Raw genomic sequence first — 19,929 nt, forward strand, 5'->3', positions numbered from 1 at the left:
CAACCTCGTCGGCAACTTCGGAGCACATTCGCTTCGAAAAACGTGGTGCTACCATCAACGTAAGACATTTGGTGTCAGCTGGGAAGTTCTGGCAAAACGTTTAAATCACAGTAGTCCGTCGATAACAAGACGCTATCTCGGGGTGCAAGAGGAGGAAGTAGAGGAAATTCTTCTGAATACAATCTAACTTTCCTAAAAGGGGTGTTCTGCCCCTTTTGCTTCAATCACTCGTTTTCAAATGGCTTTTCAAAGACCTGAATAGCGTTGCTGTTCAGGGTCTATGTCCTTTGTCAACTGCAACAATAATGGAGTTTTTATGGGAATTTATCAACGTGATGGACGTTATATGGTTTATTGGCATGAAAACGGCAAACGTCGTGATAAGTCTTTTGGCCGGGGCGACGATGCTCGCCTTCGGGCAGAGGCTTACGACTTTGCGATTCAACAGGCGAAAGCTGTGGGCGTAATGCCTGTTGAGGTGGCACCGGTCATCGAAACGGTGACTGGCACGATCCTCAATGCCCAAAACGCCGCGACAGCTGTTGAACCAGTCGTCCAGGTGACGACGCCACCAGCGGTGGCCCCGTCAGTAGCTCCTGTCGTGTCTACCCCTGTGGCTGGAATTACCTTTGGCCAGCTTTCGATGATGTATCTGGACCACTTGCGAGTGTCGGGGCGGACTGAGAAGCACATTGCCAATCTTGAAAGCTTGCTCAAACACATGTTCTTCGACATCCTCGGCAAGGATGCCCCGGTAGCCGGGATGACATACCTGAAGGACATTGTCCCGTTCATCCGCCAGATGCAAGGGGTCAGCCCACAGACTGGCAAGCCACGGTCCCAGACCACGGTGAATCGGTACTGTGACTACGTGGACGCGATCTTCAACTTCGGGATGGAAATGGAACTCATTTCCAAGAGCCCGATGAAGGGTCGGAAGAAAGCGAAGGAGCGTCCCCGGGATGTCCAGGTGTCCGTGGATGACATCCGCCGGATTATGGACCATGCTGAACCGCATATTCGCTGGGCGATGGAGGCTTGCTTCAACCTGGGGACTCGCCCGGGACCCTCGGAACTCTTCGCGCTCAGGTGGGAGCACGTTGACTTTGACGCTGGGACAGTGCGGATTTACGCGACCAAGACGAAAACCTTTCGGACGGTCCCGGTGACGGCGGCTTTCCTGGAACGCTTGCGGGCGATGCGGGAAATATCTAAATCTGGATATCTCGTTGAGTATGCGGGCAAACCGGTGAAGACGATTCGAGGTGGATTCAATAAGGCATGCGCCAAAGCCGGAATTACGGTTGATGTGCGGATGTACGACCTGCGGCATCTTTTCGCCACGACCATGCTCGCCAATGGCGCAGATTTGGCGGCGGTTTCGAAGCTGATGGGGCACTCGACGGTGAAGATGACCGCTGATGTTTACTACCACTACCTGGAAGGCGAGAAGGAAAAGGCGGTGGGGAAGTTGCCCAGCCTTGTTGGAGTTTGATGCGATTACTTGCGAGAGGTTCTTCGGAGCCTCTCGTTTTTTTGCTAATCATTAATATCCCGTTGCAAAGCTCATTTATTGTTAAACTCGACCGAATGGTTTCTGATAGTGACAATGGAATCGGTCGAAAATGGCTTTCCCAACGTCAATAGCGGTTAACGAAGGCCAAGTCATATGCATCAAGCGCGCTCAGAAATATTTACTATATTTTAACAAAAGGCAAACGTCATGGGATCTGGTAATGAGACCTTCATGCCGAGTATGTTCCATGCTTGGGAAGAGGACCTCAGAGGCAAGATCGAAACTGGGGAAGCTCCTTTTCTTGGACTCTTTGCTGATTCTTTTCGTTTGAAGACGCGCAGTTTTATTGTTAAAATTCTTGCAGATGATGGAGTCCCGGTCGAGCGAATAATCCAAGGTCTAAAAATACATCCGGCCCTCTTTGCTTCGTATCTGACTATCTTTCTCTCTGAAGGCTTCGGCAACACAGGTTACTTCGAAGTCTACTCTCATATTGCGAGGGCATTGGGGCTATCAAGATTGCCTGAATGCAAGAAAAAAAAACTTTGGCAAGCTTTCAGGCAAGCTTGTCTAAGCCTTGGCCTCTCTGTCGCTCCCCCAAATTGCAAGCACCACCAGATGGTGACTGAGTATCTTCGGCAGGCTGGACTACCACTTCTCTACGTCGAAAGACTCACCGGCCACATGCTGCGCTATGCTGAGGACGTTGGCATCCCCGACGATAACGATCCAGAGTCGATACGGGTTTGGCAGCAGGGACTCCTTCAGCGTTTGAACACCTCTTTCCCCCAGGTTGCCAAGCAGGCTGTTGAGCTGGATAGGGACGGCTACTATTCCCGCCTTTTTTTGCGTCTCTTCCCCCATCCTCCCTTGCCTGAATCGTTCTCGACTGCGCTTGAGCAGAAGATGGCTGAGACGATCAGGGCAAATGGTACCAAGCAGGAAACGGTTCGGTCAGTAGCCATTCCTCGCATCATCCTACGAGATTTTGAGATCGGAGTCCTTCTCCCGCACGGTCGGGATACAATCTGGGAAATTGCGGTGGACGAGCAGGAACAGCACTACCCGGGTCATAGGGAGGAGCGGTTTGTGCCACTAGCAGGTACGCTGCCCCGGGAAGTCGTAGTCAGGGAGGTAGGCAAAAGTTTATCATGGAGATTTCAGCTCTGGGAAGACGAACGTGACAACCGCTTCCTCCTCTTCGGCCCTGCCGATGGCCGCTACCTGAAAAGTTCGAGCCTTGCCGAGGATGAGATCTCAACGGAGCCTGGAGAGTACACGCTCCTTTGCCGGTTCGAACCGGAGCGTGTCGAAGGAGGGGTTCAGTTGCTCTCAGAAGATCCCTCACTCTATCTCTGGCAGATATCGCTTAGGCCAGGGCAATCGTGTGAGCTTCGCAGGGGGCCGGCCGGCGTACTCCTGAGGGCCGACGACGAACCCTCGCTTGAGTGGATCGGCGATTCAGTGCGGGCTGTTCGTGGAAACGATTTGTTTGTAAGCAGGGGGCTTAGCCTACGCATCTATATTCCTGAAGAGATCCGCCAGGCATGTGAAACAGGCTTTATTGTTTCCTTGCGAACCGCCTCTCTTGGACAAGAGGTAGTGCTCCCGATCGGGCAGATGGAGCGAGATGATATTATTTTCGAGTTAGATTCTGCCTTGGCCACCTGGAATCCGGGAGCAACGCGACTTCTCGTTGAGATTAGGCGTGCTGACAGCCAGCGCACCCTAATCCGGGGGAGTGCCATCGTCTGGAATGGGCTGTCTTTCGTAAAAAAACGTGTGGTGTTCTCCTGCAGCAAGCTCCCGACGAACCTCCTCCAGGAGGAGAGCGATAATATCTCCCTAAATGAGTCGACGCGCACAATTACCTACCGAAATGAGTCAAATCGGTTCTTCCGCCTGTCGTTCAGCGACGGTCCGCGTAAACTTTCTTTCACCTGGGCTGTCCCAGGTGTATTCCTCTTCCTTGAGAAGCCGTTAGAAGGCAATTATGAGGAGCGCCCCTTACGGCTGGGCAGTGCGGTTGTGGTCAGCCTTGCATCGCGGGATGTAGTAAAGATTTACGCACCAGAACTAGCAGTGGTCCGTTTTGGCTCGTTTGAGAGGAAAGTGGATTTCAACCGTTGTGGAGCGACCAGGATTCCCCTAGCCCCACTCCTGGAATATCTAGGGCCCGGTGAAAACGTGCTTGAGCTCTTCATTAACAGCACGGGGGAAACCCACCGGTTGCTCAGCCTTGTTTCTCCGCACGAGGTCTTCTCATTCGGTATCAAGAGTGGAGTATTCGGCAGCACTTTCTCGGTCTCTTTTTTAGTAACTGTTCCTGTCGAGGCCCTCCGCATTGTTGCAACAGAACTACTGCATGGGGGAGAGTCATCAACAGAGATCTGGCTTGCGGAAGATGTCCCTCAGCAAAACGGGCAATTCCCTTCAGGTGGGCAGGTAAGTTTCTTCAGAGAAGATGATGGTAAGTATATTCTTACAATTTCTCCAGACGGATGGAGCCAAGGTATCTGGCTCATCTACTTTGATGCAAAAATTAGTGGCAGATGGGGACGACTAACGAACACGCGACATGATGTATACGCAGGTAGCCTAACCATTTTTGAGGAGGAACTCGGAAGTATCGAAACCCTGCTGGACAGTTTTCTAGAGGAAGCAGGAGAAGGAGGGGCGCTAATGGCGTTCGAGCGGGTGCATCAGGCGCTACTCTGGTGTTACGCGCTTGAGTGTTGGGATAGCGGCCTTTCGAGACTTGAGGGAATCTGGTCGAAGCTTCTATCGCGACTCAGGGAGTGCCGGGGGCAGGTAACGCGCGAACTCCTACGCCTGAGCGTAGCAAAACCTTCGGATGGGGCAGCAGCAAGCTGGATTCCCATGCTCCAGATTGGTGTCGCCCACCCACGCATTTTTTGCGTTGGGAGGGAAACTTATCGCGGGCTTCAGGAAGACGGAAGCACATTCCTGGCCAGTCTTTCTTGCCTGGGCGAACTTGGCGAACTTAATGACCTCACCAATAACGCTGTCTTCAACATCGCTCCCATGGTCGCATTCACGTCCTATCACCCAGTTCTGTCGGGTTTCAGCCCGTCCAAGTACCGTGATGCTCTCGCCCAGACAGATTTGTCCGACCGGTGGAGGCTACTCCTGGATGAGAGCTGGAGCCCTGGGCGGGGGGATTACCTGGGAGCCATGCACTACCGTTACTCGGTCACTCAACTGAAGGACGCATATAAGGGAAGCTTGGCCGGGAACGACCATCGTCGAGGCCTCGCCCTTAAGCTTGGGAGTAGGGCTGACTCAGGAAAACTTCCGGACCCATGTCGGCTTCCAACCAAGGTGGGAGCTGCGTCGCTTGATTTGAGGCTTTTCCAGGAAGAGGCTTGCTTCCGCGAAGGTTCCGAGGAGGAGCTCATGCAGGAGCATCTCCAGGGGCTGGTTCGATTTCTCTGCCTCTTTGCCGGAGTATGCAGGCTCGAAGTCCGACAGCCGGGTGCCCTGGAGGCCTTTACTCGAGAAACACTGGCAAAGACCGATTTCACCCTCGGGGATTTCAAAAACGCATTGGGTTTCATGCTATATATCGGAGAGGACTTGTTCGGGTTTTATTTACTTTTGTGGGAGCTCATTTATTGTGCCGACGTGGATGGGAGAAAACTTCATGCGTGAAACCAATCCAATAGAGCTAGTAAGGACTCTCAGGGATACAATCAGTCGTTACATTCTGACGACTCTTCCGATCAGTCGGCGCTATCCAGACCTTGAACAAGCCTTTTCTCAGCTCGTTAACGAGCAGAAGCTTGTCAAGGGGCCGTATGTTGAGGGACTGCCAGACTTTGAAAAGGGCCGCTCGCTACGGACTCTCGTCGACGGAAACGATGGTTTTCTGCATAAGGCCTTTCTAAGTCTCCCCCAGGATCTACTCGACAGGCGCCTGCATCTACACCAGGAGCAAGCATTGGTCCATGCTTGCAGAGAAGAGCAGAGCCTTATTGTGGCTACTGGAACGGGCAGCGGTAAGACCGAAACCTTTCTTTACCCCATAGCGCAGAAACTCCTGAAAGATGAGGCCCCTGAGAGACTCGGGGTACGGTGTCTTCTCATCTACCCAATGAACGCGCTGGCGAACGACCAGCTCTACTACCGGATTGCCCCCCTCTTTGGGGTCCACCTAGCTGCACAGGGGATTACCTTCGGCCGCTATACCTCCCAAATTAAGGCGAAGTCATTGAGGTCCGAAGAGGAGCAAAGGCTTAAGGAGAACGTAAAGCTCATGCGGGTCTTGGGCAACAAGATCCCACAAAACTGGCTCCTGACCAGGGAGGAAATGCTTCAAACCCCGCCAAAGATTTTGATCACAAATTACGCAATGCTAGAGCACCTCCTGCTCTTGCCACGGAATGCGGCCCTCTTTGCTCAGGATGCCCTCGATTGTATCGTGCTTGATGAAATCCATACATACTCCGGTGCCCAGGCGACAGAGGTCGCTTTTCTCCTGCGAAAGCTCAAGAACAGGCTGGGCGTTAAGCGGCCTCTCCAGGTGTTCGGGACAAGTGCGAGCCTTGCTGCGGGCGAGGGAGCCGACGAGAAGCTCCTTCAGTTCGCAGGCAGCCTTTTTGGCGAGGAGGTGCATCGGGTTATCCGAGGCAAGCGGCAACCGCATGCGAGGCTTCGTGATGAAGCAATTGATATCTTCAGCCTCACGCCGGGCCAATGGATTATTGTGGGAGATGTCCTTCGCGAACTCTCCACGAGGGAAGAATCAAGTCCGAAGGACTGGAACGACGCTCTGGATGAACTTCCTGCCGCACTGCGTCTACAGGAAGATCTGTCGTTGCCTCAGGCTCTCGAGCAAACCTTCAGGGGCAATAGCGAAGTCCGGTCGGTCGCTTTTACCCTCGATACTGACACGATCCAAGATTTCGATATCCTTTCTAAACATGTGCTTGGTGAAGAAATTCAACCGGAAATTAGACACAGGGCCCTAAGTGCTATCATGCACCTGGGTATGTTGGCGAGGCAGGCTCCAGAGTCGTTCCCACTTTTGCCAAGCCGATATCATATCGCAGTAAATAGCATAGAGGGTGTCTGTGTGCGCCTCGATGGCTCTTCATCTGAAGGCTGGAGCGATATCAAGGCCCATCGTACATATACTGCTGAAAACAAAGTGCCATACTACCCGCTTAGTGTTTGTCGTAGATGTGGTCAGCCTTTTTTTGAGGGATACCAAGTAGACGAATTCATATTCAACTCGCCAAGGACAATTGAAGAGAGTGGCTCCAGGTCAATGCGAAAAGTGTTTTGGCTGGGGAGTCCTCCTGTAGACAGAACAAAGGACGAATTGGATGAATCTGTCGATGAGGAGACCAAAGCGGAGCAGCTACTAATCGACCCGTTGACAGGGAAAATTCAGGCTAAACGAAGTGATTGTAGTGTCCTCATCCAGCGGCTCGAAACGACAGCTAACGAGATTGAAAAAACACATTATGTTACGAAGTGCCCAGCCTGCGGCAGCCGGGCATCGGGCAGTATCGCAGAAATCCTGACCCGAATGCATCCAGGAAATGAGGCCATGGGAGCTGTCGTTGTTCAAAAAGTAATTGAAGCCGTTCCCGAAGCCCTCGACTTGGATGAGCCGCGACCGATGCGGGGACGCAACCTACTCGCCTTTTCCGATAGCCGCCAGGACGCCGCTTATTTTGCCCCCTACTTTCAGCGGACGAGCGGTGACCTTGCCTTGCGCACCGCGATCTACCAGACACTAAGGGACAGCGGCGAACCTCTAAATCTTCTCGACCTCGCTTATAATGTACTGAAATACTGGCAAAAGCGAGGGCAGGCCGTCATCCTCGATGCAAGCGGGAGGATGGTTACCAGCAGGGAGCGCCAAGAGGATATTCTCCGTGGGCTTATTGTTGCGGAATTCTGTACCCCGGGCGGGCGCAGGAACTCCCTTGAGGCCTTGGGCTGCGTCAAAGTCAGCTACAAGCCAAAGGCTTTCAACCACCTCATTCGTAGGGTCGAGGACTTTTTGCCTGAAGGGATTCGAGGACAAGCAAGGGCGTTAGTGAGCATCCTCCTGGAAACCATTCGGAGGGAGAAGGCTATCTCGAACCCATACGACTTAGATATGCGTGACCCCGCCATCTGGGGAGAAATTTATTGCCAGCACAGATCCTTTGAACTTCTGAAGGCCAATGATAAGATTAGTCACGCTTGGGTACCTCAGGAGCGGTCGAACCGACATAACCGTAGAACATGGTATCTTGTCGAGCAGCTCAAATTGCCATGGGAGAAGGCTAGGGACTTTCTCGCCCAGATGTGGGCTGCGATGCTTGATGAACGAATCCTCGTCAGCCTCAAGCCAGGGTTTGGCATCGATCTTCAACTTATGCAATTTAATTTCGGCGAGGCTTTCCCGCTACACTACTGCCAATCTTGTGGAATTATGCAGATCGACTGCGTTAACGGTCGCTGCGCTGCGTTTAATTGCCATGGTCAGTTGCTACAGTTATCTGATGAAGCACGAGAAGCGTTGAAGAGGCACAACCATTACATCTCAAGCTACATCCAGGGTACGGCTTTAACTTCCAGGGCAAGCGAACATACTGCAGCCTTGTCAACTGATCTCAGGCAAGAAATTGAGCAGGAATTTAGCGAACGTGCGATAAATCTTCTTAGTTGCACCACCACGATGGAAATGGGTGTCGACCTGGGGGAGCTTGAGGCTGTAGTTTGCCTCAATATTCCACCTGGCATCAGCAACTATCAGCAGCGCACTGGTCGAGCAGGTCGCCGTGCTCAGTCTGCCCCTTTTTGTGTCACTGTTGCTCGTAACTGTCAGTACGACCAATCCGTGTTTCGTGATTTTAAATCCTACCTATTTCAGCCAGCCCCTATCCCTAAGATTCATCTTGAAAACGCACAACTCTTCCAGCGTCATCAGTATTCAATCATCCTTTCGTATTTCCTCAAGGAGAAGATCCGAAACAAGGATATAAACGCACCGTGTCTTGGCGATTTTTTGGGTCAAGACTTCGGATCGGAGGAGTGCGGTCACTTCCTGGATGACCTCTATCACTGGTTAGAAAGCGAAAAAGGAAAGCATGCGATAGAAGAGGCCGGAGCATTAGCCCAACTTCTGCCTGAGCAGGTGCAGGCCAGAATCGCCCTAACTGGAGGTGCGCTTGGAGGAGGTTTCACGCTCCAGATAGAGCAGTTTGTAACCGCCATCAAGGAGCGGTGGGCAATCTATACCCAGAAGCGCGAAGAATACATGAAGGCAGACGATCCCGGTCGGGCCGCTCACTGGGAGAGGTTACGCAAGAAGTACATGGGGCAATTCTTGGTCAACCAACTCTCGGCCCGGGGGATGATCCCGACCTACAGCTTCCCTGTCCATACCTTGTCGCTGGAAGTGGTGAAGGAGATTGGGCAGCAGGGAGGCTTCGGCCAATCAAGTGATGTTGTCCTCAACCGCGATGCCATGCTTGGTATTAGCGAGTACGCTCCAGGCTCGAAGGTCGTCGCCAACGGACGTGTCTGGACAAGTTCCGGACTCGCCTATTATCCTAAGATGTTTATGCCCATTAGGTTCTATGCCATTTGCAAAACTTGCCAACACGTCCATGTTGGTGAGGAGAAAAGCGACCTTCCGGCTTCTTGCTCATTCTGTGGTGATGAAAAGCTGCAGTTCAGGCGACAGTTCATTGAGCCTCAGGGCTTTGTGACCTCGTACGAGTCCCGCAAGGGCAATGATCCATCGGTTCAGCGGATTTCTAGGCAGTATGCTGATGAGGCGCGATTAATATCCCTGGCCAGAGAGGACCAGTACCAGAGGTCTGATCATCCAGAAATATCAAAAGCCCTACTCAGGGGACACGCCCTGGACGCGAAGGAGCCGATTGGCACCCTGTTTATAGTTAATCGAGGCCCTTACGGCCAAGGTTATCATCAATGCCCGCTTTGTAATTTCATGCTCCCTGCAAGGAAATTTGAGTCTAAGGTGCAACAACACACAGAGCTTCTTAGCGACAAGCGTTGCAAAAACCAGAAACTATCATGGCCTATGGATTTAGCTCATATCTTTCATACGGACGTCACGATACTACGATTCACACGACCTCTTCCATCTCCACCAGTAAATACCGATGGAAATAGTAGTGAACATTTTGTGGAATCTTTTGCTCGAACCCTGGTTGAGGCCCTTCGTTTCAGTGCTTCGGAAATGCTGGACGTGCGATCTGGGGATCTGCGAGCTACTTACAAGCTAAACGGCGATTTCATCGAGGCCATCCTTTATGATGCGGTTCCAGGTGGAGCCGGATATGGGGTTCGGCTCTTCAACGAAACGCCCCTTCGTCGCCTTCTCGAGTTTGCCGAGCAAAGACTTGACTGCCCTGATGGTTGCAGCGGAGGTTGTCGTAGTTGCTTATGTGACTATTCAAACCAGCGGGTGTGGGAAATATTCACTCGACTGCCAGTCCTCGATTGGGTGAGAGGTATGCTCTCACAAGAACATGACCATCCATTGGTCAATGCCGGTGCCCAACCATGGGAAAAGCCGAGTTACGCTGGCCTATCAGCTCGTTTGAGCGGCGCACCAGAAATCCATTGTGTGGGTAAAAGACTTTTATCCGGCCAGGAAGATGACCAAGGCGAGGCCTTGTCTTGGTTGTTTGAGCGATTGAACAGCGGAACACGGATTAGTATCTACTTGACGGAGTCTCTCGAAACGGCCCCACATAAGCTTGGTTATGGCCAGCGGTCGATCCATCGTTATCTACATCCCTACGTTATGGATGGGCGGCTCACCATTAGCTGGATTGATGGGACTGTTGATCAACTCCCGCGGATATTTACCGCTCCACGGGAGGGAGCGATTGCCCTTTATACGGACTATCCAGTGCCCTCCATCCTTGAGCGCCTACTGCCCGAGCCCGCCTACCAACTTGTCTTGGACAAGGTGCGGGGGGATATGTTGGCGAAGCTTATTTCACAGGCCAAACCCTACCCGTCGAATTTTCTGGGAGAAGGGGGGGGGCTAGGACGTTGGGAGTTAAGGCCGGGCGAACCGAGAAACCTTGCAAGCTACTTCAAGGCAATCGATGGCGCCTATATTTCAGAGATGGTCATCAAGGACCCCTATTGTGGAGCTGGCCAATACAACCGACGCACCCTGGCGGACTTCATCTCATTCGTCACAGGCAAGGCCGCTAGCGTAAAGAAGGTAAAAATAAACTGCCGTGAGACAGATATGCACGCTCGCAGTTATGAGATTCCTAGTAAGGTCAACACTGAGCTCAAAAGGGTCTTAGGCAGCCTTTGCTCAGATCTAGCCATCAGGGTAATACCTTTTTTGGAGGCCAGAAACTTTCATGATAGAAGCGTTATATTTACGGTCATTGGAGCAGATGGCATGTCGACCCGCCATATATATGATCTCACCGGTGGCATTGATAACTTAATGGACCAGGGAAAGGAAACGAAGATTTTCCATTACGCGTCTACCCCTGGAAAATAACGCAATATATTCCTTGGGATCTGCTACGTCTTAACAATGTTCTTTGGCTATCGCGCCACAGACGCTTTGGCTGTCCGTTGTCGGTATGTTGGCTGATGCGCCACAGACCTACTGGTGACTGTTGGCAGGAGCCAACAAAAGCTCAGTGGCTTCCCCAAATTTTATCAAAAATATTGAAAAATTTCAATATGTTACCTTCTGCTGTTGGCATGGCATTCAAGAGGTCGTGGGTTCGATTCCCTCCAGCTCCACCACGAAGCATGCCAAGGGGTTACCGAGAAATCGGTGACCCCTTTTTCCTTTGAAGAATGTGGCACCGCCAACACGAATCGTTGGCTGGGTGATAAAAAAATTGTCCGATAATATTGCGCTTGACATCTCCTTATTAATAAATTTTATCTGGTTTCTGTTTTTAAATTAGTGACAAGGAGGCCATGAATGTCTCAGTGCACAGATTCGAAAGGTGACAAGTGGGAAGTTTATAAAGATGCAGGAGATAAGTGGAGATGGAGAAGAACCGCATCGAATGGTAAGATCGTCGGAGCTTCTGCGGAAAGCTATTCCAACAAATCTGATTGTATCGCAAATGCCAAGAGAAATGGCTGTACATGCAATTTAGCGTAATGTATTTTATTGTTTAACTATGGTGCAAGAGGTTGTGGGTTCGATTCCCTCCAGCTCCACCAAGAGGATGCCAAGGGGTTACCGAGAAATCGGTGACCCCTTTTTCTTTTGAAAAAAAGCACCAGCGCCAACACTTTTTGACATTTCAGACGCATCCGCTGAAGAAATCCTGGACCGAGGTGAAAACTACCGCTCGAAATCACCACCGCCGGCATCGAAGACTGACCCAGCCTCGCCGCAGTTTGCATAATAAAGGGCACCCCTTGCGAGGGTGCCCAACGCAGGGCCCGAAGGCCCCGATTCCGTGCGTCGAGTACCGTTTTAGCCGTCTAGAACTTATATGTCAGACCGAAAGCGACTTTCCAGGAGTTGTTGTCGTTTTTATCGGCCTGGTGGGTCAGGCGGTGCCCCCAAACGCTTTGCTGGAAATCGCCGTGCGCCCAGCCGGTCTCAAGGACGGCGGCCAGGTTCTCGTAGATCATGTACTTCGTATCGAAGTTGAACCCCATCACGTAATCATTCTCACCCAGGTCGTGGCCCATGGTGAAGTAAGAGTTATTGAGCCAAGTGCGGGCGTAACGGATGGCTCTGTTCGAGTTGTTGCCATGCACATACACGAAGGTCAGGCGATGGGTCAGCTTCTCGATGAACGATATGTTGTTCAGCGATGCGCCGAAACCGTAGTTGCCCACGGGATTGGTGTACATGTTGGAACCCTTGCCGAGTTCCTGGCTGTTATCGAACAGGAAGCTGTTGCCCGGTCCCCAGTAAGAACGCATGTAGGGCATGCGCTCGGAACCGTTGAGGGTCGACTTATCCTCGCCGGAGGACCAGAAGGCGAACACCTGCGGGGTGACGATGTCAAGGCCCGTGTACTCAACGCCGAAGTCGACCATCCAGCCTTCGCGCTTGGCCGCCTTGTGGTCGTTCGTAGCCCCACCGCCATAGATCACGTCACCATAGAACTTGATCGGATCCAAGGCGGTGACTTCAAAAGCGCCGCCAGCCCAGATGTAGGCGTTCTGGTTGTTCTTCCAGTAGCCCATGGTCCCGGGGGTAGCCATGTTGGATGAACTGGCAGCCGACACCAAGGTGTTGGCGAAGTTGTTGCCCCATTCGGCCACGTCCGTGGTGTCCTTGAAGGTGTAGTCGGCATTGCGGCCGGCCACGGCGACCATGGCCCACGGCGTGGCCTTGAAGCCTTCGATGGTAACAGGCAGGGCCAGGAAGTAGGCATCGAGTTCATCGGACTTTTGCGTGGTGCTGGTGTCGTAGGTCCGGTTGGAGTCGATCAGTCTGCCGAAGCCAGTCATGACCGACAGGGTCTTGTCGATCAGGGGGGCACTGATGGTCAGGGCGGCCATTTTGTCGCTCCAGACCGGGCTCTGGTAGAAAAGGCTGCTCTGGGGCAGGTTCACGTCCTGCAAGCCGGCCGTGACCTGTATACCTTCACAACCGGGGACCATAAACTGCAGGTAAGCCAGGTCAACCTGGACAGCCACATCCGGGTTCGCGGCAGTAAAGGTGCCGTGGCCCCAGGTATCCTCCACTTTGATTCCCAGTCTGAACTTCACGGCCTCGTTGGCGATGAAGTCCGTGCGCAGACGAAAGCGCTCCCATATCTCGAAGTTTTCCTCGGTCTTGGTACCGATCTTGTTCCAGCCGGTATAGTTGCGGTTTTCAAAGAAGTTGCCGTAAATACGCGCATCACCTGTCATCTTGACCTCGGTGGCCGCAAAGGCGCTGGCGAAAGCGCAAAGGACAATGAGGCCAGCCAGGACAAGGCTGTTCAATCGTTTCATACTTCCCTTCCTCTTGAGAAGGCCCTTTGCGATGATAGCCCACTCATGAAAATGCTCCTCGACGAAATGGCGCGCTCGGCACCCGAGGGAGGGGGGTCGCTAGCGGCCTTCCTCTTCGAAATGTTCGCGGAAGCCTCGCGGAGCGCAGGGATGGCGTCGATACTTCAGGGGCACAGCCAAAAAGTGCGCGCACTCTTGGCGGACGTTCTTCGGGGGGGCCAGGCACGTGGCGAAATCGATGTCCGTTTGGACCCGGAGACGGTAGCGGCGGTGCTGATTGGGGTGACGGACGGTTTGAGGGGGCTGTGGCTGCGCTACCCCAAGACCGACAGCGCCAAGGCGGTTTCGCTGTTTGCCCTTCTGCTGCAGCGTTTCCTCTCGCCGGCCGTGAGGGATTCGAACCTGCGCCCCATAGATTCTTAGCCTAACTCTCTATTCGGCTGCGTGAGCTACGGATGCATTTGAAAAAAACACAGAGCCGCCTCTAGCCTAACCCCGTCAAGACTGTTTTGTCCGGTCGACGCTTTCTAGACCGATTTGCCGCTCCCCCCGCTTGGACTGAGGCCGGCCGGAAAACGCGCGGATATCTTGCCTCCGCGCATCCGTGATGCCTACCCACATGGCCGGGGCGGACGCGTCCCCGCCCGGCGGACGCGCGACCGGTTGTCTGCCATTTGGATTATTCTCTTGACTTAACCAAATGGATGAATATACCATCCATCAATGGTATCAGCAGAAAATCACAGGAAGGAAGGCACTCATGACCCAGGAATCCGAGGGCAAGGCGGTGCGCGGCGACGCGACCCGCAAGCGTCTGATCGAAGCAGGATTGCGGCTTTTTGCCACGTTTGGCTACCACGCCGTGTCCACCCGCGACATTGCCCGGGCGGCGCAAGTTAACCATGCCGCCATCGGTTTCCATTTCAAGGGGAAGCAGGGGCTCTACGAGGCCGTTATCACCGCCATGGTGAAAAAGCTCCGGGAAATCTGCGTGCCGCTTGTCGCAACCATTGACCGCAATGTTGAAAGCTGTGCTGGAGACAGACCGCGCTTGCGGGAGCTTGTCCGGGAGGCCGTCGAACAGTTCCTGGCGGCTTCCGTGCGCACGGAGCGCTCGCGTTGGCTGGGGGTTCTGCTTCAACGGGAATATGTTGATCCGACACAAGCCTTTGAGACGATTTACCAGGAAGTGGTGGAGCCGGTTATCGGTGCAATAGAACGGCTCGTCCAGGCTGTTTCCGGCCCGGAAGAGACGCTGCAGCGCAATAGAATCAGAGTGTATTGCATCATTCTGCAACTGACCAACATAGGACGGGACCGGGCCATCTTGCAGCGTCGCTTCGGCTCCGAAATCTATGAGCCGGAACTGTTCTCTTCTCTGGTGTCGATCGTAGCCGAAGGCGTGTGCGGTATCCTTGGACTTTGACCCTGCGGAGGCTTTGCTGTGCGCATTACGCGATCCACTATTGTTATCTTGGCCGTTTTTCTGGTGGTTTTGGCCACGGGTATTGGTGCAGGTTTTTTGCTGGTACCGCCTTCCCCGCGCTACATCCAGGGGGAGATTGAAGCCACTCAGATCGATATTTCCCCCAAAATTACCGCCCGGATCACCTCCATTCTGGTCGCAGACGGCGCCACGGTTAAAAAAGGCCAGTCGCTGGTGACGCTGGAAAGCCCCGAGACGACCGCCAGATTGCATCAGGCCGAGGCGGCCCGGCAGGCGGCCCTGGCCGTCAAGAAGAAAACCGATGTGGGCAGCCGGGAGGAGGAGATCCGGGCGGCCAGCGATCGGCTGGCCGAAGCGAAGGCCCAGACCATCGTCCTTGAAAAAACCTACCGGCGCACCAAAACCCTAGAGGAGCGCGGAGCCGTTTCGACCCAGCAACTCGATGAGGCCGAGGCCAACTGGAAGATGGCCCTGGAAAAGGAACGGGCGGCCAAGGCTGCTTACGACATGGCCGTTACCGGCAACCGGGTCGAGGACCGGGAGAATTCCGCCGCGCTGGCGGTGCAGGCAGCCCGGGCCGTGGATGAGGCGCGTTCCCTGACCGATGAGTTGCAGCTGTCCTCCCCCATCAACGGCGAGGTCAAAGAAGCCGTGGCCAAGCGCGGGGAGCTCGTCTCCCCGGGCTATCCGGTCATGACCATCATTGATCTGTCCGATGTCTGGGTCACGGTCAATTTGCGGGAAGATCGGCTGGCGGCCGTACGCATGGGGCAGGAAGTTCTCGGCAAGGTGCCGGCCTTGGGTGGAGCGCCGATGCCGTTTGTGGTCAATTACATCTCCCCGCTCGGGGAGTTCGCGACTTGGCGGGCCACCAGCGACAGCGGTGATTTCGATCTCAAAACCTTCGAAGTGCGGGCCGTGCCGAAGCATCCGATTGTGGGGCTGCGGCCGGGCATGAGCGTGATATTCTCTGTGGGGAGGGCTTCATGAAGCTGCGGAGGGAGCCGCGGCCGCCGGTCCATCCGCGGGGATTCGCCTTCACGGTGCGCCGCGAACTCAAACGGATTCTGTCATGCCGCTTCCACATGGTCTTTCTGGTCCTGTTGCCATGTCTCGGCTTCGCGGCGATGTTGCTGATCTTTCACCGGGAGTTGGTGCGCGGACTGCCGGTGGCCGTGTGCGACATGGACGGCACCGCCGCCTCCCGGTTGGTGATCCGGGAAGTGGGGGCCGCGCCGAGCATGCGGATCGTGCAGCAGGTGGACTCCCCGCAGGAGGGCATGCGGCTCATGCGTCGAGGGGAAATCTATGCGTACCTATTTATCCCCAAAAACTTCGAATCCGATGCCAAGCGAGGACACAGGGGTGCAGCCGTGGCCTATTACAACTCGCAATGGGTACTGCCCGGCAACATGATCAACAAGGATCTGAGTAATGTTTCGTCCGCACTTTCCACCGCCTTCGAGGCCAAGTTGCGTCGTCATGCAGGGGCGCCCCGGGCGGCCGTCGCGGCGCTGGCCCAACCCGTGGCCATCGACGGCCATGCGCTTTTCAATCCCTATCTGGATTACCGCTATTTCCTGACCACGGCCCTGCTGCCGTCCATCCTGCAAATCTGCATCCTGCTGGCCACGATCCACGCCTTCGGCATGGAGCTAAAAAACGGCACCGCCGACATTTTCCTGGCCGGGGCCAAGGACAACGTCGTCGTGGCCGTGGCTGGCAAGCTGCTGCCGTTTTCGGTTTTTTATGTCCTGCTCGGTCTGGGGATGGTGAGCTTCCTTTTCCGCTATCTGGGCATGCCGCTGCGTGGCGGTTTCGGCACGGTTTGCCTGGCGACGGTCCTGTTCGTGTTGGCCTACCAGGCGGTAGGGCTGCTTTTCATCGCGGTACTGGGCAATTTCCGGCTCTCCGTCAGCCTTGCGGCCGTGTATGCCGCCCCGGCCTTCGCCTTTACCGGCATTACCTTCCCGATTCTGGGTATGCCACTTTTCGCCAAAATCTGGGGAGGCTTGTTGCCGCTAACCTGGTATTTGAAATTTCTGGTGCGCTACGGTTTCCACGGGGCGTCGCTCGCCATGGCGATGCCGGATCTCGCCGCCATGCTGGTGTTTGTCCTCGTCTGCCCGGCCATTGCCGTGCCCATCCTGGCCCACCGGTTGGGCACTCCCGCGGAATGGGGGGAATTATGAGCGTGTTTTTCGGGGCGTGCCGCGACGAGTTGAAAGGCATCCTCACCAACAGCGGGGCCAGGCTCATTTTGGTCGGCGCGGCGGTGGTGTATTCGCTGTTTTACCCGACGCCGTACCTCAACGAGGTGCCGCGCGAGGTGCCGCTGGTCGTGGTGGACAAGGACGGTTCCGATACGAGCCGCAAGCTCGTCCGGCTGGTGGACGCCGGCGAGGGCGCAGCCGTGGTCGCGCATATGCCGACCGAGGCCGCAGCCAAGCGCGCCCTGCTCGTGGGCAAGGTCGGGGCCGTCCTCACCATCCCCTACGATTTCGAAAAAAAACTGCGGCGCGGCGACCAGATCACCCTTGGCCTGTATGCCGATGCCAGCTATTTCCTCATCTACCGCCAGACATCCCTGAGTGTGAAGCAGGCCGTGGCCGCCTTATCGGCGGCCGCCAAGGAAACTCGTTTCCGAGCTGCCGGCGTCCCCCGGGAGCAGGCCGGCATTCGACAAAACCCGGCCACGCTGGAGCAGCGGCCGCTTTTCAACCCGTGGGTCGGGTACGCCCACTATACCGTACCGCCAGTTCTTTTGTTGGTGCTCGAACAGACGTTGCTCATGGGCGTGGGGTTTCTGGGTGTCGCCAATCGGCCGCGCCATCCCACCGATGAACCGGCGGGCCGCCTGTTTTCGCGCATGCTCGGTAAGACGCTGGCCTATCTCGCGGTCTACATGGTGCATGCCGTCTATTATTTTTTTCTTGTTCCCCGGATCTATTCCCTCTCCCAGCGGGGGAACCCCGCGGACATGCTGCTTTTTATCCTGCCGTTTTTCCTGGCCACCATCTTTCTCGGTCTGGCCCTGGTGCCGGTCTACCGGTACCGCGAAATGCCGGTAGAACTGTTGTTGCCGCTTTCACTCCCCTTTCTTTTCCTGTCGGGTTTTGCCTGGCCGCCGGAGTGCATGCCGCTGCCCATCCGCTGGCTGGCCCAGTTCGTGCCCACAACGCCGGCCATCGCCGGGTTTTTACGCATCAGCAAAATGGGGGCGGCACTGACGGACGTTCTGCGGGAATGGAGCACCTTGTGGCTGCTGACAGGCGCTTACGGGTGTTGTGCCTGGCTTTCCTTTACCAGGGAGGCGACCATGCGGCGGTAGGTCCTTCAACAGAACTGCACGCAGGTTGCGTATCCTCCTGGCGATTCAAGCGGAAGGGCAAAACAGTCTCGCCTTCCAAGCGGGCATGCGGACCGCTCCAGCAGACGAGGCCGCCAGCCGCTGCCTGGCCTGCATCTGGTTCCCGCCAGGCGCCGGAAGGATAAGAGGCCGGAGACTGGTTGCGGTCGAACCAACTGCCGTCCGAGAGAGCGGCCGGAATCCGTGCCGAATCACTTCGGATTGGAATCGCTCGCGAGATGTTCATGCGACTGACGAGACGCATCCCCTTTGTTGCGGTAGCTCCCGGCACGGCGGTCCCGTGAAATGTATCGGGTCGGCATGGGGCGGATAAGCCGCCCCGAAGCAAGGAGTGGCGAAGACCTCCACCATACGCGAAAGGCCAAGCGTCCATGATGGCGTTGCGGGGACCCGTATCCTCGTTTTTTTGGGCAGCCGTGTGCCGATTCTCGCCGTTCGAGCCTGCTTTCCGACAGGCCATGGCGTGGAAATTTCCGTTTCCCAGAAAAACTTGCGGCTTCTTTCTTCTCCTGATAGGTCCTGAAATGGGCGTTGCCTCCAACAAAGGCCGCTCATTTCTCTTTTTTGCAGACAATTGAGTTGCGACTGATCATCGTGTCCTGCGGCAACCGTCCCCAAACCTGGACTGGTCTGGAGAACTTCGCCTGGACGTCTCCTAGACGGAGTGCATCCGGATTTCATGTCAACCCCCACGAGCAAAATATGCGGCAATTCTTGTGCACGATCTTCCTTGCGGCGATAGCGTTGAGCGCTATGGGCCATATGCGCTTGGCCCATTCCAAAACCATGACCACGGGTGGTTCCGCCTACTTGTTTTTTGACGAAGTCACTCCTGCGTCCATAGGGAAGACGTTGGAAGATATTGTCGTCAACAAAAGAAATGTTATAATTTTAAATAGCGATGGAGGAATGGTTGAGTCGGCCATGGCGTTTTATGACGTTGTTCGGCATGGAATGAAAAGGGAGATAACCGTTGTCGGTGTCGGTCAGATATCGTCTGCGGCCGTGATTCTTTTTTGCTCCGGAAACAAGAGATTGATTGGTCGCAATGCGTATATGTTGTTTCACAATATATCAATGCAATATAAAAATACGAAGCCGACGGAACGAAACAAGCAGGAAGACAAGGATAGAATCCTTATTTTGGAAAATTTATATGCTAAGATTGTTTCGGAAACGACGCGTGGAAAAATTTCTCCGGAGCAGGTGCATCAAATGATGGATAAAAGTACCCTGCTGACAGCGTCGGAAGCGCTCAACATGGGGATTGCTACCGGTTATTTGGAGGGGCCAATATTTTAATGCAGGGATGTCGTCGCATCCAGCCGGAATCTTCCCTTCGAATGGAACGAGGAGCTGTCCCGATGCTCCTGGATGGATACTTCCGTGTCCCTTGGGGTTGTGTTTTTAATTATGGTCTGGAATTGTTAATATTTTACTGTATTGTCTGTCCGGTGCATTTGAGTTGCGGTTTTCCGGGTGAAATTTTCAAGCGGTCGTTGGCTGGCTCCCCTCTTTTCCTGGGTGGGCTTTGATTCTGGCTTATGGACATTCGACGCAGCTTCGGCAAAGTTGGAGGCCAGGGCGATGCCCCTTGACCCGTTGCGCGCCGAGGACGCGAAAGGCTGACCCCCGATAGTGCAT

The 19,929-nt window shown here is 54.6% G+C and carries 11 protein-coding genes and 1 pseudogene; 11 read left to right on the forward strand and 1 reads right to left on the reverse strand.

Annotation, left to right across the window (positions count from 1 at the left end; all coding sequences use genetic code 11):
• The 5 genes and pseudogenes from Q1K70_RS04850 to Q1K70_RS04870 all read left to right on the forward strand — a co-directional run.
• A pseudogene (locus Q1K70_RS04850) lies at positions 1-187 on the forward strand (site-specific integrase); the annotation flags it as partial.
• 129 nt (positions 188-316) lie between these two features.
• A complete protein-coding gene (locus tag Q1K70_RS04855) occupies positions 317-1,495 on the forward strand; it encodes a tyrosine-type recombinase/integrase (protein ID WP_300156437.1) in 1,179 nt (392 codons plus the stop codon).
• Between the two features lie 228 nt (positions 1,496-1,723).
• Entirely contained in the window at positions 1,724-5,188 is a 3,465-nt protein-coding gene (locus Q1K70_RS04860; RefSeq protein WP_300156439.1) for a hypothetical protein, read from the forward strand.
• Positions 5,181-11,042, forward strand: coding sequence for a DEAD/DEAH box helicase (locus Q1K70_RS04865; protein ID WP_300156441.1), 5,862 nt, complete (start codon positions 5,181-5,183; stop codon positions 11,040-11,042). Before Q1K70_RS04860 ends, Q1K70_RS04865 begins: the two co-directional genes overlap by 8 nt.
• Positions 11,043-11,480: 438 nt before the next feature.
• Positions 11,481-11,666 carry a DUF1508 domain-containing protein gene (locus Q1K70_RS04870; protein WP_300156443.1) on the forward strand — a complete coding sequence of 62 codons (186 nt, stop codon included), beginning with the start codon at positions 11,481-11,483 and terminating at the stop codon, positions 11,664-11,666.
• Positions 11,667-11,995: 329 nt separating this feature from the next.
• Here Q1K70_RS04870 and Q1K70_RS04875 read toward each other — a convergent pair whose 3' ends face one another.
• Complete coding sequence (locus Q1K70_RS04875; RefSeq protein ID WP_300156445.1) at positions 11,996-13,468, reverse strand: outer membrane homotrimeric porin; 1,473 nt, start codon at positions 13,466-13,468, stop codon at positions 11,996-11,998.
• A 45-nt stretch (positions 13,469-13,513) separates the two neighbouring features.
• Between Q1K70_RS04875 and Q1K70_RS04880 the strand changes: the two genes are divergently transcribed.
• From Q1K70_RS04880 to Q1K70_RS04905, 6 genes are all read left to right on the forward strand, one after another.
• On the forward strand, positions 13,514-13,891 hold the full coding sequence (locus tag Q1K70_RS04880; protein WP_300156446.1) for a TetR family transcriptional regulator C-terminal domain-containing protein: 378 nt from the start codon (positions 13,514-13,516) through the stop codon (positions 13,889-13,891).
• A gap of 337 nt (positions 13,892-14,228) precedes the next feature.
• Complete coding sequence (locus Q1K70_RS04885) at positions 14,229-14,894, forward strand: CerR family C-terminal domain-containing protein (RefSeq protein ID WP_300156448.1); 666 nt, start codon at positions 14,229-14,231, stop codon at positions 14,892-14,894.
• Between the two features lie 18 nt (positions 14,895-14,912).
• Positions 14,913-15,905, forward strand: coding sequence for an efflux RND transporter periplasmic adaptor subunit (locus Q1K70_RS04890; RefSeq protein ID WP_300156450.1), 993 nt, complete (start codon positions 14,913-14,915; stop codon positions 15,903-15,905).
• On the forward strand, positions 15,902-17,107 hold the full coding sequence (locus tag Q1K70_RS04895) for an ABC transporter permease (protein WP_300156452.1): 1,206 nt from the start codon (positions 15,902-15,904) through the stop codon (positions 17,105-17,107). The genes Q1K70_RS04890 and Q1K70_RS04895 overlap by 4 nt, the downstream gene beginning before the upstream one ends.
• A complete protein-coding gene (locus Q1K70_RS04900; RefSeq protein ID WP_300156454.1) occupies positions 17,104-18,246 on the forward strand; it encodes an ABC transporter permease in 1,143 nt (380 codons plus the stop codon). The genes Q1K70_RS04895 and Q1K70_RS04900 overlap by 4 nt, the downstream gene beginning before the upstream one ends.
• Positions 18,247-18,987: 741 nt before the next feature.
• Complete coding sequence (locus tag Q1K70_RS04905) at positions 18,988-19,587, forward strand: ATP-dependent Clp protease proteolytic subunit (protein ID WP_300156456.1); 600 nt, start codon at positions 18,988-18,990, stop codon at positions 19,585-19,587.
• Positions 19,588-19,929 lie beyond the last annotated feature (342 nt).

Origin of the sequence: Solidesulfovibrio sp., from assembly GCF_029978005.1 — a bacterium.
Taxonomy (GTDB): domain Bacteria; phylum Desulfobacterota; class Desulfovibrionia; order Desulfovibrionales; family Desulfovibrionaceae; genus Solidesulfovibrio.